This window comes from Candidatus Phyllobacterium onerii (assembly GCF_028331445.1).
GTDB classification, from domain to species: Bacteria; Pseudomonadota; Alphaproteobacteria; order Rhizobiales; family Rhizobiaceae; genus Phyllobacterium; species Phyllobacterium onerii.
Genome location: NZ_JAQMHX010000011.1, coordinates 35,447 through 62,039, shown reverse-complemented (window position 1 = coordinate 62,039; position 26,593 = coordinate 35,447). Strand labels below are relative to the sequence as shown.

The following is a 26,593-nucleotide window of genomic DNA, read 5'->3' as shown; positions in this document are numbered from 1 at the left end:
TCCGTTCAGCATCGTAGAGAACTTGAAGCATGCCCTGAATATTTTCTGACGAGAAGAGGAGAGAAGCTCATGATCGAGATCAAGGATTGGGTCGTATTTGAAGGAACCGGTGCGGCGGCCGGGCAATTTTTCGTCAAGCCATACACGATCCAAAACTACACAAATGCCATCGTTACTTTTGATAGCGATACCAAAATCGGCGTTGATGTCGATGGTCTCGTGTTCAAGCTTGTCGGTGACACGGATCCTCAACGGACCGGTAAAGGGGTGTCATGGCACTGGTTCGGGGAGGGGGACAACAAACGCCAAGTAGACATGGTTGAATCCAGTCTCGAAGAGATGATCTCACATCTCCACAATACCGCATGAGTGCTGCTCCTGTTGTCGAGGAACCCGAGGTGGCCCTGACCAAATGGGCCATCATCCGGGCGGCTGACAGCGGCCACTACCATTTCATCGGTATGAAAAGCAGCGGGATTGGGAGGTTCTCCACCCGGATCATCGCCTTCAGTCTGTCGACAATGACGGGCAGGACGCAAAGCGGACGGATCTACCGTCTTCAAGGTGACCCTGACTACGAGAACACACGGCTTCGGGACTGTGTTGCAAGAAGGTGGGACTTGAACCGGGAAGATGTTCAGGTCGTCTCGCCGACGGAAGCGGCTTTGGCCATGTCGGTTTTTGGCCATGCTTGAGTGAAGAAGTCAGTCCTCACACCACTTGTACGGACTTGTCCGATGTCCTGAGCACGATCGAGCGGTGTCACATATCCTGTTGGCGGTTTGCGTCAATGATTACGAACCCGCGATCTCTGGCGCGTGACCCTCATGATTACCCGTTTTGCCGCGGAGTCATCTCTCGAACCCATCGGACGTTCTCGATATCCTCCTCGACATCCCAAAAACGGATTGCTTGAGAAAGTTCTTCGAAGGAGATGGTGCCTTCAATCACCATATCCATCATCACCTCCGCTTGGACCTCCCGAAAAAATGCGCGGACATGTGGACGCCACTGCCTTTGGGTGTTGCGGAGCAGCAGACAAGCAAGAAGGGTGTCGGCGTCGATGTGGATGGGCAATGGCGAATTGACAGTGGTCAGCGCTCGCCAGATCGCCCTGCTGTTGACTGTCGTTTTCATTGCAAAGCCGTATCACATAATCCTGTTAACAGGCTGTCGAGATCGGACAGGAGGGTCGGGCGGTTTACCAGGGCAGTACTGAGAGAAAAAACCTCAAAATGCTTTAACGAATTTCTGGGCCATCAATCTCGGTCCTTCCTAACGATGTTTTCGCCGCCTGCACCATGGCTGCCTGGGACATTTTCTGGGCGATCACCGATAAGGACGACTGCATCCACTATTGTGGTCGTCCACCAAGGGTCGGAATCTGCGGCGAGGCGAACTACATCCTCTAGGTCGAGCCCGACAACATTCGGAACGAAGCTGAGTCTTTGGGACTGCTCCCGAAGGTTTTCCCGGACTGCCTCCACGATCTCCGAGAGATGGTCTCTGTCAACGATGAGGCCAACATCAAGGTCGCTCTCCGAACCGTCCTCCTTCCTGGCAACGCTTCCATATATCCAAAGACTTCTGACCATCGAGCGTCGATCTCCGGCGCTGTTTCGAACTGCGTCGACGATCGCGGAAAATCTGTTTGCCTCGACATCGAACAGAGCGGCTATCTGTGGAGCGAGAAAATGTCCCGGATTGAAGCGATGGAGCTTCGTGAATCGAGTCCCCTCAGTGATGACAATGCCTGATTGTTCCAGTGAGATCAGTCCGAGCCGGACGCTGCTTTTGGACAGCCCGGATCGGCTCTGGACGGTGGAACTCGACAAATACCCACCATGCCTGACGAGTTCCCGCAGGACAGCGACATTGGAATCCACACCAAAAATGCGTGTCAGCGGATTGCGGATCGCACTCTGAGGTCTTGACCTTGCCATGGTTCCCCGTCACAAAAATGCAATTGCCTTAAAATCAAATCATTTGATCTGATATTAAACCATTTCTCACGTGAGTCACAGGGGTCTCGGGGCCGGAGGCAAATCAGGTGCGATTGAGAAGAATGGATTTCCGGTTCATCTTTGCTCGATAAGGGAAGCGAAGATGAGACAGAAAGCTGGGCAGCCCCCCGGCCGGGCAAACACCATTCCGCGGATTGCGAGGCGGAGCGGGCCAACGAAAGTGCTGATATATGCGTGCAGGAAAACAGCACCCTGACGTCGGCCGACCTAGATGCGGCTAAGACCTTCCGGTAGATAGGGCAGGGACCGGTCCGCTTCGCGTACGAGTTCGTAACGTTGCCCCGTTTGTCGGTAGAACTCCCGGTACAATTCCAGCGCTCGAACATAGCGCTTGTATTCGGCAGCGCGGGCTTTGGCGTCGGCGGTTGCATCGTCGGGTACACAGAAATGCCGCTTTCTCAGCTTCAGCGTGACGTGGTTCAGGTGAGTGTAGTGTATTTTGCCGCTCCCTTCCTCAAACAAGACCGTCCCAGAATGGTAGCGGGGAGTCGGCATCCAATCTGAATTGAGGCTATATGCTTCCCTTACGTAGATGACGTAGTCGCCTTTGGGTTTGCGGGTTTGTCGCGAGGTGGTGTTTGCCATTGCGGTCTCTGTGTTCTCTGGTGGTAGCGGGTACCATTCAAGGATTGCTCCACAACACCGCCGGCGCAACCACATATATCTCTGACTCTGAGACCGGCAGGAAAAGCGGACATGCTTAACGCGTCTCGACCTATCACGTGCGGTTCGAATCTGGTCCGGTGCGCCAATCTCCAACAGTCCAGAACAAGACTGGGATCCGGGGCCCTGCGATGGACATCTCCGGATGGTCCCAATAACATATGTGCGAGTGAATTTTCTGAGGCACCTACCTCAATGGTCGAAGAACGCATCCAGCGCCGTCTTGCCGCCATCCTGGCCGCTGACGTGGTCGGCTACAGCCGTCTCATGGAAGCGGACGAGCAAGGAACCCTGAAGGTCCTGAAGGCCCGACGGCGCGATATTCTGGCTCCACTGATCACGCGATATAGAGGTCGCTTGGTCAAGGTCATGGGTGACGGCGTTTTAGTCGAGTTCGCCAGTGCGGTCGATGCCGTCCAGTGCGCAGTCGATCTCCAGTATGGCACGGCCGAGGCCAACCATAGCTTGCCGGACTCGCGGCGGGTAATCCTGCGCATCGGCATCAATCTCGGTGATATCATCGTAGATGGTAGCGATCTCTATGGCGACGGCGTCAACGTTGCCGCTCGGCTGGAGGCATTGGGCGAACCTGGAGACATCTGCATATCGGGCAGCGTTTACGATCAGGTCAAGCGGAAGGTGGAGACCGATTTTGACGATCTAGGCCAGAAGTCGTTGAAGAACATAGCTGAGCCAGTGCGCGTCTACCGGGTGCGGCATTCGGCAATTGCAGACCGGAAAGGCGAACCTGAGCCGCTGCCTCTGCCGTCTGAACCATCGATCGCCGTACTGCCTTTCACCAACATGAGCGGCGACGCCGAACAGGATGTGTTCACAGACGGGTTGACTGAAGATCTCATCACCGATCTGTCGCGGAACGCCAGCCTGTTCGTGATCGCCCGCCATTCGACCTTTGCCTACAAGGGAAAGTCGATCGATATCCGGCTGATTGCCCGTGATCTTGGCGTCCGCTATTTGCTGGAAGGCAGCGCCCGCCGCGCTGCCGGTCGTGTGCGCATCAACGTTCAGTTGATCGATGCCACCAGCGGAAATCATCTTTGGGCGGACCGCTTTGACCGCGATCTTGAAGATATTTTCGCTGTGCAGGACAAGGTGACGGCCAGGATCGTCGAGGCTCTGATCGGCCGCCTGGTGACACAGCCGCCCCGTAGCCGGCCAAACAGCATGGAGGCCTATGATCTTTGCGTGCGCGGGCGTGGGCTGATCGGGATTTCGCCGGCGGCGGCGCGCGAATCGCGCGTTCTGTTGCAGCGGGCGATCACTCTCGACCCGGATTATGCGGAGGCGCATCGGCTCCTGGCATTTCATCTCTGGCAGGCTTGGGCGCAGTGGGGCGAGCCAGAAGTACCCACCCGGCTTGTGGCCGTTGCCATGGCTGAAAAAGCGGTGAAGCTCGACCCGAACGATGCCGGCTGCCGCTTCGTCCTTGGTCACTTGCTGGCGTATGAACGGCGCTGGCCCGAGTCGGATGCCGAGTTCGCGACCGCGCTCGAGATTGACCCGAATTACGCCGACGCCTGGGCGGACATGTCGGACTTTTCGGTGTTGAGCGGTAAGCCGGCCACCGCGGTTGAACAGGTCCAAAAGGCGCTCCGCCTGAACCCACATCCCCCCAAATGGTACTATTGGGATCTGGGGTTCGCGCAGTACGCCGCTTGCCAGTATAAGGCGGCAGTCGTCACGCTACGCAATGAGGCTACCTACCAAACAATTTCGCGGCGCGTGCTTGCAGCGAGCCTTGCACAACTGGGACGAACGGACGAGGCCCATCAGGAAGGCGAGCTGTTCATGGCGAGCAATCCACATTTCACAATCAGCCATTGGGTCGCTTCACAGCCCTTTCGAGATCAGGCCACATGTGACCATTTCATCGACGGATATCGCAAAGCAGGCCTGCCAGATTGAACGAGAGGTGAGCTCACTGCTTCGCCCCCCAAAACGGCCACTTCTCCAGGCAAAGTCCTTTGTTCCGCTTTTGGGCGCAGTGGTGCCGCGTGGCCCAGTTGTAGGGTGTCCGTTTTCGAGCGGCCGCCATGATTAGTTCAACGGCTGAAATGCGGGCGCGAAGCGGTCAGTCGCGTCACAATCGCCAAACGCTAGATTCGGGGCCGGAAGCGGCACGACGGCTTTCAGGTTAGCTAACGGAGAAGCGGACGATCCGCATGTCGGCCTCTCCATCGACCGAAATCGGCCAGAGCCTGCGACATGTGCAGGGTGGGCGCGTACTCCCATTCGCCGTTGTTCGCAAAGATGTGCCTTCGCAAAAGCAATTGCTACTCGCGATCCCATTTATTCGGAGGATCATTTGGAAAGAGCAAGAGGGACAACGCGAGGTCGTGATACTCATCGAACAAAACCGATTCCTGTACCGCTTCGACCTTGTTCCAGACGCCAGGCGGATGATCGACTTCAGTCAACCCCCACGCGGGGCCAAGGGCGGCCAGTGACAACGCCGGCAACGGGATCGTCTCCTGTTTCGCGCGGAAAAACACGCCCGACTTAAACAGCGGATCGCTGCCACGCGCCCAGTCAATGAATCCATTGTTGCTGACGACGAGCATCGCCCGTCTCGGCGTCGTTCCGAGCCATTTGAGGACGGCAGCGGTCATCGAGACCTCGTAGCGATCACGCAACGGTTCGAAATCGACGAGCTTCGGCTTGCGAAATTCTGCGGTCTGAATTCGGAAGTCGTCTGGCGGCATCAACACGAGCGAAGCGAAACGGTTCGCCTCAGCTTCCATCTTTGCGTAGTCGGAATCTCAGCCCCACATGTCGCGGCGCGAGCAGTAGATCGGATCCCCGCTCAAATGGCGGTGGAGCAGGTAGTGTCCGAATTCGTGTGCCAGCGAAAAGTTGATACGCCCCTTCGAGGTGATGGCCGCATTGTAGAAGATGCCCCACTCGCCGTTCCCCTTCGGAACAAGCGCGCCCTCGAATCTGGTATCGAAGCGCCCACCTTCGACGGCGGTGATTGGTTCTTTCGGGAAAAGGTTACGGGCGTATTCAATGGCCACGGGAGCGATTTTGATCGGGAACCCGGCATCACCAGCATCGACGTCGACGGCAGGAAAATGCTGCTGTCGCCGGGCATGTCTGTAACCGTCGAGGTTAAAACCGGGAAACGGCGGATCCTGGAATATCTGTTTTCGCCGCTTGCGGAGATTTCATCGCAAGCCATGCAGGAGCGGTAAACAAAACATTTAGCGGCACTAACCGTGATGATGAGAGCCGACACGTCGATTGCTGACGCACTGCCAAACGACGCTTTGCAAATCGAAGTCGTTGTCACACGCTGACTACTTGCTTTCAATACGCCAATCCCTCGCGCCGAAACTCACATCAAAACGGGATAAAAAGGAACGGCCCAAAAGCCCGTCGATACCATCGCCGAGTGGCTTGTCACTGTCGGCAAGCACAATTGCCGCAACGTCCTTCGCCTCGACGCGTCCGATTCGTATTTGTTTTGCAGAACTGCGTTGGGCGAGGGAAATGCCGTTTGCGGACTGCATGCGTACCGAAAGGTCGCCGGATAGCGGCACCTTTGCCCGCTCTGCAAAGCGTCGTGTCAGCGAGACAAAGCTCGCGCCCGTATCGACGACGAATATGCCGGACACACCGTTGATGCTCACTTTGGCTGTAATAACGTCCTTGCCTTGCGTGGGAAAACGATCCTTGCCCGTCGCATAGGATCCTTCGCATTTTCCTCTGGTGCTATAATCCTTAATCATCGCCTGCGCGGCCGGCGTGTCGTTCTTCGATGGGTCGATGGAGACCCATGTCTGGATGGGGGTCATTGCTTCGCAATAATCAGCCAGTGCAACATAGGTTAACGACATTCGCCGAAAGACTTCATTGTTGAGTAAAGCTAGATCCTCGGTCAAACCTAGGACTGAATCGTAGGCATTGATCGCTTCCTTGTAGCGTTTCGCGTCGTGCAGTATCCGACCTCGCAAGTAGTAGGATTGAGGCAGATCAGGCGACATGGCTAAAAGATCCTCCGACACCGCTAGTGCGGCAGGAAGATCGCTCAACCCATAGAGAATATCGGCGGCCGAATAGAGAGCTACATCCGATGCCCTGCATTTGGCCGAAAATGCCAGAAATACCTTTGCCGCTTCGCGCGGATAGCCAGCTTGCTGCAGGTCGCCGGCAAAGGCATAGGATGAATTCCAATCGCACGGCTCACGCAGCAAAGCAGCGATGTGACCCGCCATTGGATTGCGATTCACCACCGCCCCCGGCAATGGCTCGAACTCAAGACGGGAATAAAAATCTTTGGGCACCGCGGCCGGATTGATGCCCATGATTTGCCTGAACTTATCGGAGACCATGTCTAACCCGACATATGCCGAGACACCACCTCCCAGCACAATGCATAGAATTAAGCCGATAATGATATACTCCTTCCACACGCTAGGAGGAACCATGCCACCGTTTCTGTCTTCCCAATCAGCCTTGAGCATGTATCGATCTCCCATAAATCACGCAGTAGTGTCGGTCGGCCTGCAAATCAAAGCTACTGGTGCAGCAGTCCCTTTCTAAAAATTTCGTCGGGCGATCGACGTCCGTTGCTTCACGCTCGGGGAACCAGGCGGGCGACCATGATCATCGGATTCAGCGGATCATAGGCGTCCCGTGGCTCTCCCTTTCCGGGCTCGCCGATATCTTGAGCTAATTTTCCCTTTGCCCCGAGCATGTATTCTGCGCCGGCGCATAAATGGGCGAGGGCCCGATAGTCAAAATGGGTGAAGGTCATGCGGGCAGCATCATATGCGTCCCGCTGTGCGGACAAAGCCGCATTGCCCATACCCGTGCTGGCAAGATAGGCCAGTAGCTTGGACCTATTGATCTTGGCGCCCTGACAGTAAGAACCGACAAGTCGGGCCACGATGAAATTCCTCGCGCCCGTCTGCAGCGGATTTTGCAGATCAAGAGAATATTCGGTGAGATAGGGATTTGTCGCTGGATCGTTTGTCATCGTCTTTCGCCATGATGCGGGGAACTTTTCCGCAGCGGTGGCTCTATGGCTGAGCACCGTTAGCGCTGCGACGATGATGAGTAGATGCTTCTTCATGGATGAAACCTTTTGGCTCAAGTTGCTGAAAGCGGTGTGGCGCAACTTTTTTTCGACTGCTCCAGATCGATCATTGGTCGAACGGCGGTGGAGGCTCGATGGTACGGTCGTAAGTGAATATCTCAACGGCCGTTGCTCCAACCTGCGGACCGTATCCAAGTGCAACAGCGGTGAAAATCCGCTCTGTTCGGAGCAACTTGCCTGTGTCCGCCGATATCCAGACCTTGCCTTTGGCTCGATTGGCACCCCGGTGCCAATCGGCGGCAATCACGATCGCTTTCATCGTTCCAATGATCTCGTCCGCTAGCCTGGAACAGTTCTCGAAGATCGGCTCACCATTTTGCTGACTTTCAATCATCGGTCGGCGATATTTCTTCCAGCCCGCATTCCGCTGGTTTTCATAGACAAAAGACCCATCAAAGCGATTTTCGCTTAAGATGAGTTTCGCTGGGTATCTGTTCGAAGCAATGTCGTGGATGATGTCCTGATATCTGCCCGTATTGCGCGTCTTTTCGTTGGCAGCGTCAAGGTCGTCGCATGCAGTGTTGCTGATGGCCTCTGATGTGCTGATCTGGCTGATTTCCACTGATGGTTTTTGCTGCATTGGCGGTGCAGCAGCAACGACGGTAGGCTTGCTGTCCGCAAGAGCGATACAGTGTGGTGGCGCTGGCAGCGCCTCACAAACTCGAAAGGACACAAAATCGCGAACAGCGCTGTCGCCCGTGATGATTTTCATCGCCTTCATTTCGTCGCGGGAAAGCGTGTACATATCAGCAGCGGGTATCGAAAGCGCTTTTTGCAAAAGCGCCGGACCGATTCCCATTTCATTAAAATAGGCGGTCAGATTGCCACGATGCGACGCGGTCAGTTTTGTGGTCGTGCGCGTTGTCACCTGCTTGTGCCCCACGACCTTTCTATCAATCACACGCTTTTTGCCTCCGACGGATTTGTAGTCGTTGCGGTAAATAGGCTCGCGACGAAAATAGGTCGTCGTGATTTGGTGCACGCCAACCTGGGCCCACCCTCCAGCAAACCGCCGCACGCCGCCTGCCATCATGTATCCGCAAGATGAGTTGCATTGTGCCTGGTAGTCATAAGCAAATCCGGGATAGGTCCCATCTGCGTTTTTGGGCGGCAGGCAGTTCTCCTTGGCGGTCGGGCAACCTGACAGACGTGTTGTCGCCACGACGACGTCAAGTCCATTCTTCCGGATCATGCGGCCCAATTTGATCGCGCCTTCGACGCTGCCGCCAAACGAATTGACGACGATCGGAAGACGGCGCGCGCCGAGGTGCTTCAACACCGCCGAAAACAACGCTGGTGTCGTTTCGGTGATCTGCCCTTCCATCGAGATCCATTCCGGACAAAGGGGCTCGCAAGCCGGAAGGTCGCCCCGCACGAGCTTGATCCGCATTGGCTGCCAGTCCGGACCGGTTCGGTCCTCCTGTGCTGCAAGGCTTGGGCTGGTAAACGCCAGGCAACAGATTACGACGAGAACCGATCGAGCCAATGCAGTCCATACCGCATCCCAAATACGAGACATGTCCCCTCGCTCTTCAAAAGCAAAATTGTAATGTGTTGAGATACCGGAAGCGGACGCTTCAGTACGGTCGTTGCTAGCGCGCGACAATCTTGAGCGCATCCAGCGTTTGCGGTGTGATTGTCCCTGTTACTTTTAGCCCATAGTCTTCCTGCATTTTTCGCAGGCTTGCGCGCAATTCATTGCCGAAAACGCCATCTATCGGACCTTGGTAGTAGCCGAACGCCATCATGGCGAACTGGACTTCCTCAACGATTTCTTTGAATTTTTCTGTGTTGCCGCGCAGCGTCCGCGGCACAACGGGCTGTGTTAGTGCCGGATATTGCGGTTGAGCCGGCGCCGTGTAGTCGGGCGCTGGCGGAACACTTCGTGGCGCGGGCGCACTATAAAGAGGATCGAGATAGGTCGGCGACGGCGCCGCATATCGTGGTGCGGCATAGCCGCCGGTTGAGGAACGATGAGAGACATGGCTGCTGTGCGAGCTGTGCGAACTATGGCTTCGATGCCCGGCAAGAATGAAATGGTGTGTTAGCCGAAAAACATCGAAAATTGACTTCGAATCCGCGCGCGGACCGTCTGGAATTTTTAAGAGCGGCAGCGCCTGCGATTGAAAGGGGAGAAATCCCGCGGCGAGCAAAGAGGGGATTGCGAACAGCTTTCGTTTCATATCGGCCTAACTCCCTCATAGCTTTTATTGTGCGGATGCCATTCGAAGAAGCCGCTGCACTCCGTTTTCATGCTACAGGGTTCGCATATGTCGGGATATGCGCGTTTCCAATCGGAAATTGTCTGTGGTGCCAGTTCCCTGTATTCGAAAGGCACCGTGCAAAGTGGAAAATTATAAAGCCGTGCCTCGATGCCGCGAGCGCGCACGAGATTCATCGCTGATGCGATCGGCGCAAAATCAACAGAGTTGTCGAAGAACAATTGGTCCCAGTTTTGTCGCCCGTAACCGATGTTTTCGAGCTGCATGATGGCCCAGACGGAAATAAATGGCACGTGACTGGAAATGAACCGCGCCAGCGACGGAAGCTGTGCTGCGTTAGGTTGCATGACAACCGTTCGCAGTTCAATGGCAGAGCCGGTTCGGGCAAGGATGGCGAGGGATTGCATTAGGCGACCGTGGGCGCCTTGCTTGCCAACGATCTCATCATGCGTCGCGGATTTGTGAGAATAAAGTGGTATGCCCCAAAGGATGCTGTCCCTCGGCAAAGCCGAGAGGGCTCCGGCATCTTCTTCGCAAAAGTGCTGGCCATTGGTCAGGATGTGGAATCTCAGATCCGGCCTTGCCGTTAGGACGCGCTCCAGCAGGCCGAACAACTCATCTTTATAAAGCAGGGGCTCACCGCCGGAGATACCAATTGTCTTGCCCGTTTCGGTCAACAGTGCGGCCGCCTCGAAATGCGGAAACATATCGGTGTGATTTTCTTTTGGCGGCTGCGAACACATGACACAAAGCTGATCGCACCGCTCCGTTACAAGAAACGTATTGTGCCGTGAATTGGCTCTGATAAATCGGTGCGCAATCTTCCGGTCGGGAACGACAAACAAAACATCGCCGTGGGTTTCCGTCGGGTCAGTATCATAAATATGCAGAGGTCCGTGGTTAGTCGCGTATAGCGCTGCGTTCGCCGTCACGTCCTCGAGCTGAGCGTCAAAGGCTGTCATCCTGCCATAGGTCGCGTCGAGAAAATGCCGGTCATCATTGAGGCGGACGATGAAAGGCTCGCCGCGTTGGGTAGCAATCTTCAGTCTGAGCGGAATCATCGGTGCACCATCGCCAGCTCTTGCGGCCACGCTGGAAGCCCGATCCAATGCACCAATGATTTTTGCGTGGCTGGGTCGTCGCGATAGATAAGTTCAAACACCTTGTCGAAGATCGATGTCTGCCGTCGGCAGAACCAGGTCTCGTGTCGTGGGATATCAACTCGTCCATAACGCGATATGTCGTCGACGACGTCAGAACCACAGAAAGGTTGATAGGCGCAATGGATGCAGTCTGGATCGAAATTGTTGAGGGATGAACCGTTCAACATTGCGACCTTTTCCTGATCAATCCCAGTTGCAACCCTACCGACCGATAAATCAACGCGGCCGATCCGCGACAGCATCCTTGCTTCATCCGTCGGATAGAAGACGCCATCATGGTCGACCACGATATAGTCCGAAGCAAAGAAATTGGGATTTCGAAGGTCAACATGATTGTCGGCGCCGGACCGCAGCACCCGCTTCAGGCACTGGCTGAAATAGTACTCCTCCATGAAATTGCCAGTGCGTGCGTTTCTCTTGATCAGGGTCTCGATGAACTGTGCGTGAAAACTGTTCCAACGCGCCGCAACGTCGCCTTGCGGTTTCAGCTTGCGGGCAAAGCCGTGATGATTGATAGGGCGAAGGTAGATCGAGCGAAGGCCGAAGTGTTCAAAATTGTCCAGCAGCATTTCGACGTCAGGTGGGTCGTCGACATCAATGGTGGGGAGAGCCGACACTTTGTTGCTTCCGAGGCGACGAACTGCTTCTTCCAGATTGGCAAAAAAGGTCTTGGTCTTGTCGGCATCACTGGTTCGTTGGCGCTGATGCGTCGCGAAATCACCGTCGAGTGAGGTGCTGACGAATGTGTCGTCAGCGTCCAGAAAATTCCACTCGTTGGGCCCGAGGCGTTGCAGGTTGGTGCAGACGACGAATTGGGATTGTTTGAAGCGAGAGCGACAGAAGGCTCTTATCTTATCGAGCAAGTCGAGCCGAAGCAGGGGTTCACCTCCCTGAAACTCGATTTTGATGTCGGCAGTCTCGAGTGCGTCCAGGAAAGAGATCGTGCCGGCAAGTGTTTCATCGCTCCAATCAAAGCCCTTGGCTGCCTCCGGGGCGCGAGAAACCTGACAATAGGTGCAGGTCAAATTGCAACGGAGGGTTGGGACAAGAATGATGTAGGAGAGCTTCTTTTGTACCGATTGTCTTCTTGTCCATCGGAACGCAAATGACGTGAAAGCAAGATCATCTTCTGTCGAATAACTGTGCCCATTGTCGGAAAGGAAGACATGATCACTCTGGAAGAGAACATCGCTGGCATAGCGGTCCAGGAATTCATTGTCCGATCTGAAGTAGCCGCCGGCATCGTCGGCAAACAGCAGCGACGAAGCGTCAAGTGAGCGAAATTTCAGGGGCCAGATCTGGTTCATCGCATAACGGCCGTCAGCAGGCTTTGACGCATGGTAAGCGTCTCCGCATAGATTTTTTCGCGATAGACGATGTGAAGGACAGCCGAGCGCAATATCTCGGGATCGATGTCGGTGTCACCAGTAACGATAATACCGCGGTCATTCCCAGAAAAAACCAAAGCTGGATAGTGCATCCGAAGGCGCACAATTGCAGCATCGAGATATTTTATAAACAGCGGCGGTAAGTCGATTGTCAGGCCTTGTGGGCCCAAAGTTTGCTTGTTCACGCTTTATAGTCCCCCGATACATTTTGTTATACGAAAGTATAGTTTTCGCAAGAACAAACAGACGTGCCTTGGTAAATTTCCATGCATCGTCTCGTAACGGACAATAAAGTTGCGAGTTCAGACGTTTCCGGCCACCTGAGGGAGTTTACAATGTCGATGATCCGAAATCTCGTATTCGCGGGCATGTTTGCGGCGGCATCATTTGCCGTTGCACCAGCCTATGCGCTCACAGCGAAGGAATGCAGCGTCAAATATCAGGCGGCAAAGGAGGCAGGAACGCTTGGTGGTTTGAAATGGAATGATTTCCGCAAAGCTGAATGCGCTTCTGATGCCGCGCCGGCAACGGAGACGAAAAAGCCGGCGAGCAAGACAAAATCCGATACCGCAACAACACCCACAGCCGCCGGCGGCACCGATGGAGCTGATGGTTTGACGATGAAGGAATGCAGTGCCAAATATCAGGCTGCCAAGAGTGCCGGGACATTGGGTGGTCTGAAGTGGAATGATTTCCGTAAAGCCCAATGCAGCGCGGATTCTGCTGCTGCAGCTCCGGCAAGCCCTACCGATGCCCGCGAGATCCGAACCGAGCGTCAGTGGTAAAGGTTGCGGCAGGGCACTCTTGCCGGAACGAATCCAGCCATCCCAAGGTCCGACACCCGCGGCCTTAACCTTGATCAAGACCTCCCCTTCGCCAGGCACCGGTCGAACTATCTGTTCGGTCCGGATTATTTCCGGTGGACCAAATTCATGCACACGGCAGGCGGTCATTTTGAGTTTATCTGACATTGCTTCATTCATTCCTTATCATTTGATGGGGGTAACGAGTTCCTTGTCGTCGGCGTCAACCACGAATACCGCGAGCAGCTTGGCTGGCTTGGTCTTGCTCGCGTTCCGGCTGATGGAGTGGATTGCGCCCGGTGCCTCCGACCAACTCTCGCCTGCGCGGTAGACCTTGGTCGGTTCGTCATTCACCTTCGACTCGATTTCTCCGGAGACGACGTAAGCGAAAATGAATGCCGACTTCGGATGGGTGTGTGCAGGCGATGATCCGCCCGGCGCATAATCGACGACCGCCGTCACAAGCGATTTGCCCGGGATGTTGGGGATCGCCTGCCGGAAGTTTGGAGTGACGGTTTCTCCCTTGCCATGCGCAGCCGCCGCCATTGCCGGGGCGATCGCAAGGGAGGCAAAAGCGGCAGCTATCTCTCCGGTCTGCGGCTCGAAGCTCAGGCCATTCGGATTGCGCAGCCCGCTGGCAAATATCCGCCAGCGACCGGTCGCCCTGTCGACTTCACAGATGGCGGCCCGGTTCTTCTCGGCCTCCATGCCGTTCTCGGTGATATTGCTATTGGAGCCAACCCCGACATAGAGCAGCGAACCGTCGGCGCTCGCGAGCAGGCTCTTTGTCCAATGGTGGTCAATGGGTCCTCCCGGCAAGGGCGTGAGCTCGGTGCCGGATGCGGTGATCTGCGTGCCGCCATCATACGGGTAGCGCATGATCGCATCAGTATTGGCGACGTAAAGATCGCTGCCGACCAATGCCACTCCAAAGGGAGAAAACAGGTTGTCAAGGAAAACGGAACGCGTCTCGGGTTTCCCGTCGGAATTGGTATCGCGCAGCAAGGTGATGCGGTTGCTCTTTACTGCTTTGCCATCTGACGTCACATACGATTCTACCCAGCTCCTGACTATATCCTTTGGACGCTTTGCGCTGTCTATTTTCGGGTCGCGGGATTCGACAACGAAGATGTCGCCGTTCGGAAGCGCATAGACCGACCTTGGGTGCTCTAGCTCGGTGGCGAGCGCCTCGATCTTGAGTCCTGCGGCGACAGTCGGCTTTTCACCGTCCTTCCATCCGACGACGGGTGCAAGATGTATGGGCGGGTACAGATATTGCTGCGGTTCGGGCAGCACCGGATTGGGGCCGATCTGGCTCTGGACGTCAAAGGTGTCCGCAGCGAAACCGGATGCCGAAGCCAAGGTGAAAACAAGCGTCAGTGCCGTAGCGCGGCCAGCGCTGATCAATGAAAAATGGTAAGACATTATTCTGATACTCCTACACCAAGACGGAAGACCAACGAGAAGCCCATCCACTCGGTGACCAAGGCGACGACCACGATGCCCGCCGACAAGGTCAGGCCCAAGGGAATCATCGAGGTCCACGCATGATGGGTGTGAATAAACATGTTGAACGCTGCCATGACCAGCAGGATCACGCTGCCGATGAGATGAATCCGGGCGATCAGCTCACTGCCGAGGCCGGGGTCGCCGAGAAAATCGATCAGTCCTGCTATGAAGCCGAGACCACCCATGATCAGGCCGACGGTGACGAGCCAGGCGGAAAAGTCCGCCCACATCATGTCGGCGGTTCGCGAGTAGGTAATGTCGGACAAAAATGCGCCGATGAAGCAGACAAGAGGGAATTGCGCAAACACGGCGCGGAGCGGAATTCCGGCAATTCTGGCCGTTGCGCGGGGACGCGAATGGGGCATAGGGATATCCTTTCGGCCTGCGCATGAACTGGAAAAGGGGCACGTCGCAGTGCATCCCAATCCCTTCGGGCGGCAGCTTTCTCTAACAGGCAAGGATTTGCCGGCGACACATACGAATTCGGCTTTCTCTTGCAGAACTTGACACTTCCTTGAGGCCGCGACCGCATCAGATTTGTTGCAGACACTGCAGGATAAACGCTGTTGGAATTATGTGACGTACGGCTGCATTTTGGATTGCAGCAAAAGGGCGTTCGTTGAACGAAGATATTATAATTGCCTTCTCAGGGATTTTATCGCCCGGCGATCCGCCACGCCGCGCCTCCGGACACGGGCAGCACGTATCTTCCAAATCCACGATTGCTGTTGAAGATTTCAGGTCGAGTGTGGCCCACCACTGCGCGCGATCCGGAAGGCGATCGGCGGCTAACCGGATTTGGCGGAGCTGCGTTTGTTGGAGTTCTGCCGATCCCTCAGGTAAGCCAGGATGCATCCATTGCTATCGCCGTGTCAGTCTTGGTTGGATTGCGGAAAATCGGCACGTGCCGGGCCCGTCCCATCAACACAATGTCGAGGACGGAATAGGGAAAAGAACCTGCAAAATCCTGGGGTACGAAGCCGACCGTGTGCAGGACCTCGATCATGCCCCTGTTCAGCTTGAGCAGGTGTGCCATGGCGCGCAGCAGCGTTGATTTCCCACGGCCGTTGGGGCCGAGGATAGCGAGTATGTCACCACGTTTCATGTCGAGATCGAGATCGCGAAACTGCCAGTGCCGACCGTCATAGCTATGCCCGGCATTGCGAATGGTCACGACGGATTCAACCACGACTCCCGCCTCCTGCCTGACTATGGCGCAACAGGATCGCAAAGACCGGCGTGCCGATCAATGCGGTAAGATGCCAAGCGGGATTTCAGTGCCGGTGAGTGTTCGCGCAACGTCGTCGATGATGATGAGGTACAGTCCACCGAGCAAAACCGAGGCGGGCATCATGACGCGATGATCCGGACCAATGAGCATACGGGCGATGTGCGGTACGACCAATCCGACCCAGCCGATAATACCGCTGACCGCAACCTGAGCGGCAACGATGCACGCAACCAGCGTCAGGATGAGCCAGCGCAGCCGCTCCACTTTCACGCCGAGCGCCCTCGCATCCTCGTCACCGACGGACAACAGATTGATCCGCCAGCGCAATGCCAATAGCAAGCCGCCTGCGATCAGCACCGGCGGCGCGATGAGGGTGATTTTTTCATGATTTGCGGTGGCAAAGCTACCAAGCAGCCAGAACACTATGGTTGGAGCTTGTCTTCGGTGTCGGCAAGATACTGGACCAGACTAACCAGCGCGCCGAAAAAACCGCTAATCATGACGCCGGCGAGAACAAGCGCAAGGATGTTGCGGCGCGCCACCAGGGAATTCAGGCCATAAACCAGGATAAGGGCAAAAAGGCCGAAGACGAAGGATGTACCAAGCAGGCCTGTTCGCGGCAGGCTCAAGAGGATGGCGAGCGTGCCACCGAACGCTGCACCCGACGAGACTCCCATGATTTGCGGGCCGACGAGCGGATTGCGGAAGACACCTTGCAGGGCTGCACCTGCAAGGGCGAGACCGGACCCGGCAAACATCGCAAGCAGAATGCGAAGATCACATTCTGTTCGACGGCCGAAACCAGAACCGTTGCCGGCAGCAGCGGATCGAGCAGAACTTCAATGACGCGCCTTACTGGAATATCGAAGCGGGCGATGCCGAGCGAGGTGATCGCCACAAGCAACAGTAAACAGGCCAGGACAAAAAGGGTCGTCCTCGGAGAGCGTGTTGACAGGATGGCCTTACCCGTCACTGGGCAGGGTGATAGTCGGTGCGGTAGAACTTGCGATAATAGGCGTCGGCCTCTGCTTGCATGTCGATATCCTTGAAGCGCTCGGGATAAAGCTGCTTCGCCAGCCATAATTCGCCAAGCGCCAGCGCCTCGGGCATGGGATGTCCCCATGCCTTGGCATATTCGGGCATCAGATAGATGCGGTTGTTCTTTACCGCGTCGATTGTCTGCCAGGCATCGGATTTCCTGATCTCATCGACAACGGCGGGATAGCGCTCCTGCACGAAGATCACGGAGGGATTCCACGCAAGTACGTCCTCCATCGTCACCTGCTTGAAACCCGCGACGCTATCGGCAACATTGCGTCCGCCAGCTTTCGCCATCATCAGGCCGGTATATTTGCCATGGCCATATGTCGTCAGGTCGGGATTGGCCATGTAAAGCGACACGCGCTCGGCGCCAGTAAGACCGGTCAGCCGGTCGGCGACCAGCTTGCAGTTCTTCATGGCGTAGGCGATCAATTCGTCACCCTGTGGCTTTTTCTCGAAAACGTCGGCAATGATGCGGATCGCTTGAGCAAAACCTTCGTCGTAGGCGGCGGGTTCGTCCTTGACGGAAGGGTTAAGCTTGGAGGCTTCCTGCGGCGGGACGGCGAGGAAGGATATCGCGATAACGGGAACGCCGACACCTTCGATCTGACTGATCATATCTGCAGGCGCATAGCTGGTGACAAACACGACGTCGGGCTTCAGTTTAAGCAACTCCTCGATGTTCACCTTGGTAAGGCCGCCTGGCATCGGCATATTGGCAAGCTGCGGCGCTAGCCTAAGATAGTTTGCGCCGAGTTGCTTCTTCCATTCGTCGAGTACACCGACGACCTTGTCCATCGCGTCGAGCTGTACTGCTATATTCAGTGTCTGATGCTGCAGGATCACTGCCCGATTGACCACGTCCGGTACGCTTACCTGCTTCCCCACTTGGTCGGTTATAATTCTGTTGGCCCAGGTAGGCGTCGCGATGATCAGGCAGGCGAGAAGAACGGCGATACGGGACATGGAATATTGGCGCGCAATATTGAACATAATAATTGAGAGTATCATTATAGTTTTGGGGATACAACGCAGATGGATTCCACTGCGCCAATCTGCACTTTACCCGCGCCTTCAGGACTGATTTTATGCGGTCCAGCTAACCAAGGGAGGACCAACATGAAAATCAGTGCACGCAATCGCCTCAAGGGCAAGATTGTCGAAGTCGTCAAGGGCACAACAACTGCGCACGTTCGCATCGATATCGGCGGATCCATCGTCACGTCTTCAATCACCAATGAAGCGGTGGACGAACTCGGCCTGAAGGTTGGAAATACGGCCTATGCCGTGGTGAAGGCTTCAGACGTGATGGTCGCCATCGACTGACGGCAGCTCGATCAAGCCGTGGCAGTAGCCCTCAGTCGGGCCATCACCTATGTCGAAATCGCCAGCTTGCGGTGGCGCGATCGGCTTGAACAAAGTCCTGTCGGGTTTGATGTCGAGCAGCGGCGTGCCATCGAGGCAGTCGAGACCGCGGACCGACAGGAACGCACCCTCTATGCTCCCAAAAGCTCCCTCAGTCTGGTCAACCTAACTGCAGAATCTCAACCCTACTGTTGACGTTCGTCCCCTTACACCATCTGCAAAAAGGGACATGCCGAACCCGAATCCAGGCAGTTGCCTAACCCGAAAATCTGCCAGTAAAACTTGTTTGAGAATGCCAAAATAACAAACTCGTAATCGAGATCATCCGGCGCGACTGCACCACCAAAATGCTCGCAAAGAAAACGCAACGGAGGCTCGTTGGAGGCTTGGGTGTTATGCGGTCGACATCAGCATTGCCCAGCAAGTGGGGCCGCATGTTCGCTGCTACGTTGATCAGCACCTTCCGGATGTCTGCGAGCTCACTACGCCGCTTTGTTAAGTTCCTCGTAATACCGTTTCAGTGCAAACGTGGCTGGGCTTAAACGAGCGGTGTAGTGTAAGTCTTAAGGTAATTGCTCATCACGTCACGCAACTCCACATTACTGAGTTTCAGTATTGCTGTGGATATGCGCAATCTTTTATTCAATCCGGTCAGTGTGCCCTTCAGCCGTCTGCCTTCGCCTTCGAAATACTCGGGGCGAACGTTAACCATCAGAGTTCCGATACGGTCCTGAAAGCGGTCCGCGATGTATACAGACTGAATATACTACCAGGGAATGAAAACCTTGCTGAGTGGAGATTTGCACACTAAGCCCTCTGAAGTCAGCGTGTAGAGTGACCGCCGGTTCAGCATCCCCCATAAAGATCCGAAAACGCATAGCGGTGAGAGGACAAGGATAGCGCACCAGGCGGAGATGCGTGTTCTCATTCGCGGATCGTCGAGAAGAAACCAAAAATGGTAGGCAAACAACAGGCTGAAGACGAGTAATACGAAAAGAGCCAAAACGGATACCTCTACGTTGAAATCAGTTTGTAAAGGCTTTTTCGGATCATGTTTTCTGTTCATTAAACGCACCCAACAGACATTGGCCTGCGCTAAACTACGGCCGCGCACTTGCATTTATTGAGGAACCGTTGCAAGTCTCCCTAAAATCTTAAGATCATCGAATATCCACGCCGTTTTCGACCCGATGCGCCCTAAAAGACTTTACCGACATTTGTTAGAATGCGGGCTCGGACAATAAGCTGCTCCAGCATCTCTACCTTGGCCGCCTGTTCCGGCGAGATTGGTGGGGCAGGCGACACGCTCTTGCGTTGTATGCGGGTATCTAAATCCTTGGCCCAGTACCCATCTGGAAAGGATTGCCGCAAACCCCAAGAACGGGGACGCGACCCTCAAAATTCCTTGACTTGCTTTTGCATTCTGGATGCCGAATCTGCGCTATTCGCAACTTGATAGATTCAACACGCCTTGGTATCGGCCTTGCGAAAAGGGGCGAACAGTACCGCAAGATGGAAAGTATATCGTCGAAGCTTCGCTCAGTTTTCCATGCCTGCCCCTCGATACAACTGGCTTGCAGTTCCCCGCGCAAAGTTTCAACAAGCGGATTGCTTGGCAGAACGGTGATATGAAGTTGACTGCCGAATTTGGATTAAGAAGACCAACCGGTGGTCCGTTCATTCTTTATGGAGCCAAAGCAGGCGGGGATCCTGAGGTCTCTATTCGTTGCTGGCGCGAACCTCAAGAATTTCTAAATCCACCGTGTCTTGGTGAGTTCTTGTGGCGCAACGATAGGCTAGGTTTGTCGATCCGTTTTCCGCAATCGGAAATTTCCAATTGGTCCCATATCGCCGATGGTGCGCGGACACTTTTGTACCGCTGGAGCGAAAATGCTCATCTGCACCAATAGGCTAAATCTGTTAGGCAATCGCCAATCTGGAATGTGCGTAACCTCCAGTGCGTCTGAAAAGATTGTCGCGACACTAACAAGCAGCAGCAAGAGCAAGCTACGCTGGGCCCGCGCGGCGATTGGGATTGATCCTCAGGTTTTATGTCTGTTAGCCCGCTCGAAGCCTTCGTTCCATTGCTTCCAGTGACGTGAGTTTTCTCGGTAGGGATTGTCCAGCTTGACGCCAGTTTCTCTGGAGCAGCGAGCGTCTCTCAGCCCATTGTTATAAGGGACACCCTGCCTCCGGTCGACTTCGTTTGGTTCCATCGATCCGAGTTTGATCGAAGCTTTGACTACGGCCATGAGTGCGTGGAAGTGCTGTTTGAGATTCATCTTTTCAGAATACTTGTCTTTAACGATTGAACATAGTGTCCAATGCGTTGGACACGCATCGCGATGAATGGTCCTTCGTTAAGGTCAGCAATGCCCGTAACGGGGATTGGACGAGCGTCCGCTTTGTAGGCCAGAAGCAGCCACTGTCTCGTCGGGGTCTTACCCCGAAGCGCATGGGAAAGCCCGCTTTCGGCACCATCTCGGTCTTTGATGGCGATTGGACGATGGCTACTTTTTGGCGCGATCAGGGCTCTGTCATGTCACTGGCGATGTCTGCTTCAGGGCACAGCGAAATTGCCTGTATGTCCGGTACGCGGGCGCACAGCGGACATAGACGTCTGCCGAACCCCAAAGCCTGCCTTGTCTTGACGTTAGGGCGTTACATCATAGCGAACGACGATTCGCCCCTCGACTTGTCCGGCAGCAAGTTCTTCGAGTGCGCTTTCAACGCCTGCAAGCGATATTTCCCGCATCTCCATTGCGAAAGGTTTGTCCGTGTGCATGCGCAGCAGCTCGCGCATTTCAAGGCGTGTGCCGACACTTGTCCCGGTGATCACGACGCCTGTGCCAGTCAGCCATTCCTGATTAACTGGAACGGGCGTTGATACCATCGCTGTGGCGACAATTCTCCCGCGTGGGCGAATGCTTCCAATCATCATGGGCCAGGTTGCTGCAGTCGGGGCAAAGTTGATGCATGCATGCATCCCTCCAAGGCTTCCCAACTTCTCGATCGCTGTATCGTCCGCGATCAATGTCGCCTGGGCACCCACAGCTCTTGCAAGCTCGAGTTTATCTTCGGAGATGTCGAGGGCAACGACGAAAGCTCCTGACCGCACTGCGATCTGGATAGCGTAGAGACCGAGGCCCCCGCAACCGAATATAGCGCAGCGCATGCCAGGTCTCAGTTCAGCCCGCCGAATGGCGGAATAGGCGGTGACGCCTGCACACATCAACGGGGCAAGCGAAACAGCATCGGATCCATCAGGGAGGGGAATTGCGAAATTCGCGTCAACGATAACATATTCCGCAAATCCGCCATCTACATCAAAACCATGGGCGCGCTGGCGTTGACAAAAGGACTCCTGACCTGCCAGGCATTCATCGCAGGTGCCACAGGTGTCGTGCAGCCAAGGCACCCCCACACGGTCGCCAGTTACGAAACGATCAACGCCTGGTCCCGTCGCTACGACGCGACCTATGCCTTCATGTCCGAGGATCTGCGCCGGAGGCTTGCCGCTGCCTGGCCGCACTGTGCCTTTCCATACATGCAGATCCGTGTGACATACGCCGCAAGCTTCCAGCTTCACCAGCATCTCGCCATGCGCGGATTGCGGAACTGGCAAACAGCGGATTGTGAATGATCCACCCGCGTTTCCCTCGAGAACAGCTGCACGCATGTCGAGGCCATCGACCAGGCTCATTTTAGAAGCTCTTCCTTGACCTTTGCCAGAGCAGGAGATCCGTCGAGCATGGTCACGCCGTCCAGCCATTTGTCCAGGTTTTGCGGATTCTTGCGGATCATGGCCATTGCCGCCTCTTCGCCTGTCGCGCCGTCGTCGAGCATCGATTTCATTCCTTCGTTTTCCTGATCGACGGAAAACACAAGATTCTTGAAGAACTTCGCGACATTCGGGCAGGTGGAGGCATAGCCCGGCCGTGTGAGTGTCCAAACGGTCGAGCCGCCAAATTCAGGGCCGAATTCTTCGTCGCCACCCGACAGATAGTCCATTTTCAGATTGAGGTTCATCGGGTGTGGTTGCCAGCCAAGAAAGACGATCCAGTCCTTACGATCCACGGCTCGTTTGACCTGTGCAAGCATTGCTTGCTCGCTGGATTCAACGATTGTCCACCCGCTGAGCCCATGGGCACCCTTGGCAACCATGTCGATTAAGGGCTGGTTGGTGCCCGGCTCGATACCATAGATCTTCTTGCTGAATTCATCCGGAAACCTGGCCAGATCGTCGAATGATTTGACGCCCGCCGCGGCCACATAGTCAGGAACCGCCAGGGTATATTTTGCTCCGGAAAGATTGGTGGTGAGTACGTCCACCCACTTTTTGTCGAAGAATTCCTTGAACTCGATATTCTGCGCGGGACGCCAGTTGCCGAGAAAAACGTCGGTCTGTCCGTCTTTCAGACTTGCATATGTGACGCTGAGACCGAGGAGATTGCTCTTCATCTCGTATTTCATGGCATTGAGAACGATGGTTGCCGTCGCCGTCGTCAGCGCGATATCCGTCCATCCAAGATCCGCGGCTTTGATCGTTTCGCAAGAAGCATCATCCGCCAACGCCGTTTTCATATTTGCAAGTAACAGACCTGCGACAAGCATAGCTGACAGACGCTTTCTCATGCCGTTTCCCCTTTGGTTTTCTAACGTGAGACAATGGCGGGAGCTTCGCACCGTTTATTTTTTTGTCAATTCAAAAAATTGTATGAGCGTACAAAATTTTGAACGCTATAGTTACAAGGATAGCTGGTAGTTGATTTGGGGCACATGAAACGTTCAATCGAAGACATAAGACGGCAGGAGCTGATCGAGGGCGCTTACAGGGCGTTTTTGCAGTTTGGAATGGACGGGTTGACCACCGCACGGATCTGCAAGGAGGCCGGCATGTCACCTGGTATCCTGTCCTACTATTTCAAAAACAAGGACGAAGTTTTGTTCTGGATGGTACGGCATGCCAACCGCGTTATCATGGATGAGGTGGTGGAGCGCATGAAACGCGCCTCCAATCGCTGGGATCGCCTCCTGGCCATCATTGAAGGCAACTTCCCTGAGACTCTGTTTGAACAGAATATCGCCAACGCCTGGCTGTCGTTCTATGTCGCGAGCGCACGAGACCCGCAACTTCAACGGTTGCAACGGCTTTTTCATCGACGCCTGGCTTCTAACATCACCAGCTGCGTCGACCAGATCATGGATGATGAAAGCGTGCCGCGCTTCGTTGCGACGGTGGCAATCCTCATCGACGGCAGCTGGCTGCATCGCGCCGCAGCACACACCAAAACATCCAGTGTCGAGGCGATCGACCTGATCAAAACTCAAATCGAACATGCGCTGGGAACCGCTAAAATGGTTGAGATGAAGAGGATAAAATAAGCAAAATTTGTTCTGCAACGAGAGTCGTGAATACTTCGCAATAAATTCCCTTGAACCAAGCGAAGCGCAGCTTCAGGCGCGAAGCGGACATTATGGAATGGCCGCTCGTGGCGCGATCACGACTCTGTCATGTCTGTGGCGATGTCTGCTTCCGGGCACAGCAAAATTTGCCTGTATGTCCGGTACGGGGGCGCGAATCGGACATTCGCACCGACACTACACGTCCTACTGACCGGGTCGGACATGAGCCGTATCAGCGCCCAGACCGACCGGCAGGTACGGCAAGGACCGGTCCGCTTCGCGCAGGCCTCGTAACGCTCTCCGGTCCGCTGATAGAACTCCCGGTGCAATTCCAACGCCCGGACATACCGCTTGTACTCGGAAGCCTTGGCCTGGGCGTCGGCAGTTGCATCATCTGGTACGCAGTAATGCAGCTTTCTTAACTTCAAGGGACGGCGTTGACCTCAGTCATGTGCGTCTTGCCTCCCGGCTCCTTGAACAGGACTCTTCCAGAATAAAAGCGGCGCGACGGCGTCCAATCTGCTTTGAGGTAATAAGCCTCCGCTACGTGGATGATATAGTCGCCTTCGGGCTTGCGGGTTTTTCATTGCGGTCTAATTCCTCTTGGTGGCGGGATGCCATTCAAGGATTGTCGGGCATTGCTGCCGGGGCAACGATGTTGCTCTGTGTTGTCGGAGATTCAACCCAAGGAATTTGGAAATTAGTTCCAGATCACGAAGCAATGCGGACGAACCAGATGCTGGCACTGAATCTCATTTGCTTCCACCGGAGAAACCGCTTTTAATTTTGTCTGAGTTCAACTCATGCAATTCGAGTGCGGTCCTGTTAACGATGAGACCGACCTGGACGGTGAGATGGGATCCCGATGCCATCCTTCGGCAATTGGCTCTTCGAGCAGGCCGAGTTCGGTAAAACTACCGCCGACCACGTTCTCGAGCATGTAGCTATTTTGGACTCCACATAAGAGCTGAAGAGAGAGTCATATAGCGGGGCAACCTTTCTGCCGAAAGCAGCGGCCAAGTGCGCAATCTTGTGCCATTCGATTATGCCGCCGACAAAGGCGACATCGGCCTGAACGCCATCGACGCGTCGGCTCGAAGGTACTCCAGAAATCGCTGCCGACTATAAATGCTTTCGCCAAGCGTTGTGGATGGCGGAAGCGCGTTCGGAACTCAATGCGCTGCAAAAAGGCGATAGCGGCACAGTGACTATTGGGGCTGGACCAGCTTGGTTGCGCAGCCATTTGCCGGAGGCCATCGCTCGGGCGATCTCAACGCGGCCGGAGTTGAAGATCTTCATCTCCGAAGGTTTCGATGAAGCCCTTTTTCGAAAGTTGCGCCGGGTGGAAGTTGACTTCGTGGTGTCGGAAACACCATGGTCGCAGAATGCCAGTGACCTCGATGTAGAGGTCCTGACATCTATCGACCTTTGTGTCGTCGCACGAAAGGGACATCCCCTGTCATTCAAGGATTCCATCAGTTTGAATAAACTGCTGGCTTAGCCAAGCGAGTTATAGCGCAAGCAGGTTTCGTAGCCAGCCAAACCTTGCCGCCTGTTTCGGGGCGAGCAATTTTCTGACAAAACGTGCTGTTCTACCGGAGCTCACGTCGGCCCCGAGATGACAGTAGCAGACCATCCGGTGCAGCTGAAGGTCTGTGATTTCGAAGTAGCGTTTGGCTTCGCCATAGGAGTCATTCGCCAAACCTGATGCGCGCAGATACGGGTCTTCAAAGGCGACTGCCAGCGCAGAACCTTCGGCACGCATAACATCGCGTACCGCGGGGGCCTGGAACTCCGTCTGATGGAAGGTCGAAAGCCGCCGCTTGGGATCACGTTCTAGAAGTTGTATCCAGCGTTCCAGGCGCTCAATGCGCGACAAAGTGCGGCGTGGATAATCGGGATCGGTTCTGTCAAGGACGTTCAGTTCTTCGGGTAGTGCATGTTTCACAGTGGCCTCCTATGTCAATGTTAGTTGGTCCGCCCATGCTCGCAATTCAGCCCACCAATGATCGTGGGTAGGTCATGATTTGATGTCCAATCACGATCATGCCGCACTTCAATTTCACGAGATGCGCAGATACTCAGTTTCAATTCATATGCCTCTCGCAGCTTTTGCCGTTTTCCTCAGAAGGTACTTCAATCCGGGTTCAACCACCCATTCGCCGAAATGCAGTGTCTGGACGTCGAGGCTGCCGTCGCTGCTGCGTGGAACCACAGCCGCGTACTCATAGCGCTTTCCAGTACGGTCGGTCACGGCGCCCGATATCGGCATTCCGTCGAAGTAGCCAATGATGTCGCCCTCGGGTTGAGGAGCGTCCAGCATGAAGTATTCGACTGGATGCCGTCGACTGACCTTCGGGGTAAATTAAAGTCCAAGCTCGTTCTTACCCATCTGACCACCGGTCAGATTTATGGAAAACCGTCGGAGACTGTAAGCCGAGGCACCGCGCTCCTACCTTTAGTCGCTCCAATGCATTGCGGCAGGTTGCGTCAGTTTTGCTCCTAAATCTTGAACGCTGGCCTCGGATTTAGAAGAGAAGCGCTGCCTTAAGCGTTTAATGGCTTACCAAGACGATCTTTAACACTTGTGTACAAGCACAGCGACACCCGCGGGAATTGCGCCCGCACAAAAGTGAGCACCACGTTCCGCTGCCGCTCA

29 protein-coding genes and 5 pseudogenes are annotated in these 26,593 nt (G+C 55.1%); 9 read left to right on the top strand and 25 right to left on the bottom strand.

Translation table 11 applies throughout. The annotated features are described in order from the left end of the window. Positions 1-69: 69 nt before the first annotated feature. On the top strand, positions 70-369 hold the full coding sequence (locus tag PHA01_RS22055; RefSeq protein WP_271898494.1) for a hypothetical protein: 300 nt from the start codon (positions 70-72) through the stop codon (positions 367-369). Beyond that, entirely contained in the window at positions 366-695 is a 330-nt protein-coding gene (locus tag PHA01_RS22050) for a hypothetical protein (protein WP_271898493.1), read from the top strand. Before PHA01_RS22055 ends, PHA01_RS22050 begins: the two co-directional genes overlap by 4 nt. Before the next feature lie 136 nt (positions 696-831). Here the strand turns inward: PHA01_RS22050 and PHA01_RS22045 are convergent, their stop codons facing one another. From PHA01_RS22045 to PHA01_RS22035, 3 genes are all read right to left on the bottom strand, one after another. Further along, a complete protein-coding gene (locus tag PHA01_RS22045; protein ID WP_271898492.1) occupies positions 832-1,137 on the bottom strand; it encodes a hypothetical protein in 306 nt (101 codons plus the stop codon). A 122-nt stretch (positions 1,138-1,259) separates the two neighbouring features. Further along, on the bottom strand, positions 1,260-1,943 hold the full coding sequence (locus tag PHA01_RS22040; protein ID WP_271898491.1) for a nucleotidyltransferase domain-containing protein: 684 nt from the start codon (positions 1,941-1,943) through the stop codon (positions 1,260-1,262). A gap of 288 nt (positions 1,944-2,231) precedes the next feature. Beyond that, on the bottom strand, positions 2,232-2,609 hold the full coding sequence (locus tag PHA01_RS22035) for a hypothetical protein (RefSeq protein ID WP_271898490.1): 378 nt from the start codon (positions 2,607-2,609) through the stop codon (positions 2,232-2,234). Positions 2,610-2,882: 273 nt separating this feature from the next. Here PHA01_RS22035 and PHA01_RS22030 point away from each other — a divergent pair, with 273 nt between their 5' ends. After that, the gene (locus PHA01_RS22030) at positions 2,883-4,613 is read left to right on the top strand and encodes an adenylate/guanylate cyclase domain-containing protein (protein ID WP_271898489.1); all 1,731 of its coding nucleotides are present in this window, start codon (positions 2,883-2,885) and stop codon (positions 4,611-4,613) included. A 368-nt stretch (positions 4,614-4,981) separates the two neighbouring features. Here the strand turns inward: PHA01_RS22030 and PHA01_RS22025 are convergent. After that, positions 4,982-5,722 (bottom strand): annotated as a pseudogene (locus tag PHA01_RS22025) (ImmA/IrrE family metallo-endopeptidase). A gap of 21 nt (positions 5,723-5,743) precedes the next feature. Here PHA01_RS22025 and PHA01_RS29465 point away from each other — a divergent pair. Next, positions 5,744-5,899, top strand: a pseudogene (locus tag PHA01_RS29465) (HlyD family type I secretion periplasmic adaptor subunit); the annotation flags it as partial. 105 nt (positions 5,900-6,004) lie between these two features. On the opposite strand, the gene PHA01_RS22020 reads toward PHA01_RS29465, so the two are convergent. The 7 genes from PHA01_RS22020 to PHA01_RS21990 all read right to left on the bottom strand — a co-directional run bounded on the left by PHA01_RS22020 (position 6,005) and on the right by PHA01_RS21990 (position 12,764). Next, positions 6,005-7,171, bottom strand: a complete 1,167-nt coding sequence (locus PHA01_RS22020; RefSeq protein WP_271898488.1) for an aspartyl protease family protein — start codon at positions 7,169-7,171, stop codon at positions 6,005-6,007. A gap of 110 nt (positions 7,172-7,281) precedes the next feature. Further along, positions 7,282-7,782 (bottom strand): hypothetical protein, encoded by a 501-nt coding sequence (locus PHA01_RS22015; protein ID WP_271898487.1) that lies wholly within the window; start codon positions 7,780-7,782, stop codon positions 7,282-7,284. A gap of 70 nt (positions 7,783-7,852) precedes the next feature. Continuing rightward, a complete protein-coding gene (locus PHA01_RS22010; RefSeq protein WP_271898486.1) occupies positions 7,853-9,325 on the bottom strand; it encodes a COG3904 family protein in 1,473 nt (490 codons plus the stop codon). Positions 9,326-9,398: 73 nt separating this feature from the next. Then, complete coding sequence (gene hxsA, locus PHA01_RS22005; RefSeq protein ID WP_271898485.1) at positions 9,399-9,989, bottom strand: His-Xaa-Ser repeat protein HxsA; 591 nt, start codon at positions 9,987-9,989, stop codon at positions 9,399-9,401. Beyond that, the gene (hxsC, locus tag PHA01_RS22000; protein WP_271898484.1) at positions 9,986-11,089 is read right to left on the bottom strand and encodes a His-Xaa-Ser system radical SAM maturase HxsC; all 1,104 of its coding nucleotides are present in this window, start codon (positions 11,087-11,089) and stop codon (positions 9,986-9,988) included. The genes hxsA and hxsC overlap by 4 nt, the downstream gene beginning before the upstream one ends. After that, positions 11,086-12,498 (bottom strand): His-Xaa-Ser system radical SAM maturase HxsB, encoded by a 1,413-nt coding sequence (hxsB, locus tag PHA01_RS21995; RefSeq protein WP_271898483.1) that lies wholly within the window; start codon positions 12,496-12,498, stop codon positions 11,086-11,088. The genes hxsC and hxsB overlap by 4 nt, the downstream gene beginning before the upstream one ends. Further along, positions 12,495-12,764 (bottom strand): hypothetical protein, encoded by a 270-nt coding sequence (locus tag PHA01_RS21990; protein ID WP_271898482.1) that lies wholly within the window; start codon positions 12,762-12,764, stop codon positions 12,495-12,497. Before PHA01_RS21990 ends, hxsB begins: the two co-directional genes overlap by 4 nt. Before the next feature lie 150 nt (positions 12,765-12,914). On the opposite strand from PHA01_RS21990, the gene PHA01_RS21985 reads away from it, so the two are divergent. Beyond that, a complete protein-coding gene (locus PHA01_RS21985) occupies positions 12,915-13,364 on the top strand; it encodes a hypothetical protein (RefSeq protein ID WP_417021007.1) in 450 nt (149 codons plus the stop codon). Here PHA01_RS21985 and PHA01_RS21980 read toward each other — a convergent pair. The 7 genes and pseudogenes from PHA01_RS21980 to PHA01_RS21950 form a co-directional block, all read right to left on the bottom strand. Then, positions 13,332-13,532, bottom strand: a pseudogene (locus PHA01_RS21980) (alcohol dehydrogenase catalytic domain-containing protein); the annotation flags it as partial. The gene PHA01_RS21985 and the pseudogene PHA01_RS21980 overlap by 33 nt on opposite strands. Before the next feature lie 78 nt (positions 13,533-13,610). After that, positions 13,611-14,807: pseudogene (locus PHA01_RS21975) on the bottom strand (cupin domain-containing protein); the annotation flags it as partial. After that, positions 14,807-15,256: a DUF2231 domain-containing protein gene (locus PHA01_RS21970; RefSeq protein WP_271898480.1), complete on the bottom strand. Its 450-nt coding sequence runs from the start codon at positions 15,254-15,256 to the stop codon at positions 14,807-14,809. The gene PHA01_RS21970 and the pseudogene PHA01_RS21975, both read right to left, overlap by 1 nt. Before the next feature lie 470 nt (positions 15,257-15,726). Beyond that, entirely contained in the window at positions 15,727-16,080 is a 354-nt protein-coding gene (locus PHA01_RS21965; protein WP_271898479.1) for an ABC transporter ATP-binding protein, read from the bottom strand. A 57-nt stretch (positions 16,081-16,137) separates the two neighbouring features. After that, a complete protein-coding gene (locus PHA01_RS21960) occupies positions 16,138-16,545 on the bottom strand; it encodes a FecCD family ABC transporter permease (RefSeq protein ID WP_271898478.1) in 408 nt (135 codons plus the stop codon). Further along, entirely contained in the window at positions 16,545-16,880 is a 336-nt protein-coding gene (locus PHA01_RS21955; protein WP_271898477.1) for an iron chelate uptake ABC transporter family permease subunit, read from the bottom strand. The genes PHA01_RS21960 and PHA01_RS21955 overlap by 1 nt, the downstream gene beginning before the upstream one ends. A 211-nt stretch (positions 16,881-17,091) precedes the next feature. Then, entirely contained in the window at positions 17,092-18,174 is a 1,083-nt protein-coding gene (locus PHA01_RS21950) for an ABC transporter substrate-binding protein (protein WP_271898476.1), read from the bottom strand. A gap of 108 nt (positions 18,175-18,282) precedes the next feature. Between PHA01_RS21950 and PHA01_RS21945 the strand changes: the two genes are divergently transcribed. After that, positions 18,283-18,489: a TOBE domain-containing protein gene (locus PHA01_RS21945; RefSeq protein WP_271898475.1), complete on the top strand. Its 207-nt coding sequence runs from the start codon at positions 18,283-18,285 to the stop codon at positions 18,487-18,489. Here the strand turns inward: PHA01_RS21945 and PHA01_RS21940 are convergent. Together PHA01_RS21940 and PHA01_RS21935 are read right to left on the bottom strand one after the other, a co-directional pair. Then, a pseudogene (locus PHA01_RS21940) lies at positions 18,463-18,666 on the bottom strand (TrmO family methyltransferase domain-containing protein); the annotation flags it as partial. The gene PHA01_RS21945 and the pseudogene PHA01_RS21940 sit on opposite strands and share 27 nt — an antisense overlap. Before the next feature lie 400 nt (positions 18,667-19,066). Beyond that, the gene (locus tag PHA01_RS21935) at positions 19,067-19,240 is read right to left on the bottom strand and encodes a hypothetical protein (protein WP_271898474.1); all 174 of its coding nucleotides are present in this window, start codon (positions 19,238-19,240) and stop codon (positions 19,067-19,069) included. Positions 19,241-19,955: 715 nt separating this feature from the next. Between PHA01_RS21935 and PHA01_RS21930 the strand changes: the two genes are divergently transcribed. Beyond that, on the top strand, positions 19,956-20,438 hold the full coding sequence (locus PHA01_RS21930) for a hypothetical protein (protein WP_271898473.1): 483 nt from the start codon (positions 19,956-19,958) through the stop codon (positions 20,436-20,438). Between the two features lie 743 nt (positions 20,439-21,181). Here the strand turns inward: PHA01_RS21930 and PHA01_RS21925 are convergent. Together PHA01_RS21925 and choX are read right to left on the bottom strand one after the other, a co-directional pair. After that, positions 21,182-22,231, bottom strand: a complete 1,050-nt coding sequence (locus tag PHA01_RS21925) for an alcohol dehydrogenase catalytic domain-containing protein (RefSeq protein WP_271898472.1) — start codon at positions 22,229-22,231, stop codon at positions 21,182-21,184. Continuing rightward, positions 22,228-23,163, bottom strand: a complete 936-nt coding sequence (choX, locus tag PHA01_RS21920) for a choline ABC transporter substrate-binding protein (RefSeq protein WP_271898471.1) — start codon at positions 23,161-23,163, stop codon at positions 22,228-22,230. Before choX ends, PHA01_RS21925 begins: the two co-directional genes overlap by 4 nt. 144 nt (positions 23,164-23,307) lie before the next feature. Between choX and betI the strand changes: the two genes are divergently transcribed. Continuing rightward, complete coding sequence (gene betI / locus PHA01_RS21915; RefSeq protein WP_271898470.1) at positions 23,308-23,913, top strand: transcriptional regulator BetI; 606 nt, start codon at positions 23,308-23,310, stop codon at positions 23,911-23,913. A gap of 846 nt (positions 23,914-24,759) precedes the next feature. Here betI and PHA01_RS29460 read toward each other — a convergent pair. Then, a complete protein-coding gene (locus tag PHA01_RS29460) occupies positions 24,760-25,047 on the bottom strand; it encodes an enolase C-terminal domain-like protein (protein WP_417021013.1) in 288 nt (95 codons plus the stop codon). 37 nt (positions 25,048-25,084) lie between these two features. Between PHA01_RS29460 and PHA01_RS21910 the strand changes: the two genes are divergently transcribed. Then, the gene (locus PHA01_RS21910; RefSeq protein ID WP_271898469.1) at positions 25,085-25,435 is read left to right on the top strand and encodes a LysR substrate-binding domain-containing protein; all 351 of its coding nucleotides are present in this window, start codon (positions 25,085-25,087) and stop codon (positions 25,433-25,435) included. A 9-nt stretch (positions 25,436-25,444) separates the two neighbouring features. Here the strand turns inward: PHA01_RS21910 and PHA01_RS21905 are convergent, their stop codons facing one another. Together PHA01_RS21905 and PHA01_RS21900 are read right to left on the bottom strand one after the other, a co-directional pair. Beyond that, on the bottom strand, positions 25,445-25,882 hold the full coding sequence (locus PHA01_RS21905; RefSeq protein WP_271898468.1) for a hypothetical protein: 438 nt from the start codon (positions 25,880-25,882) through the stop codon (positions 25,445-25,447). Positions 25,883-26,026: 144 nt separating this feature from the next. Beyond that, positions 26,027-26,257, bottom strand: a complete 231-nt coding sequence (locus PHA01_RS21900; protein WP_271898467.1) for a hypothetical protein — start codon at positions 26,255-26,257, stop codon at positions 26,027-26,029. Positions 26,258-26,593: the final 336 nt, after the last annotated feature.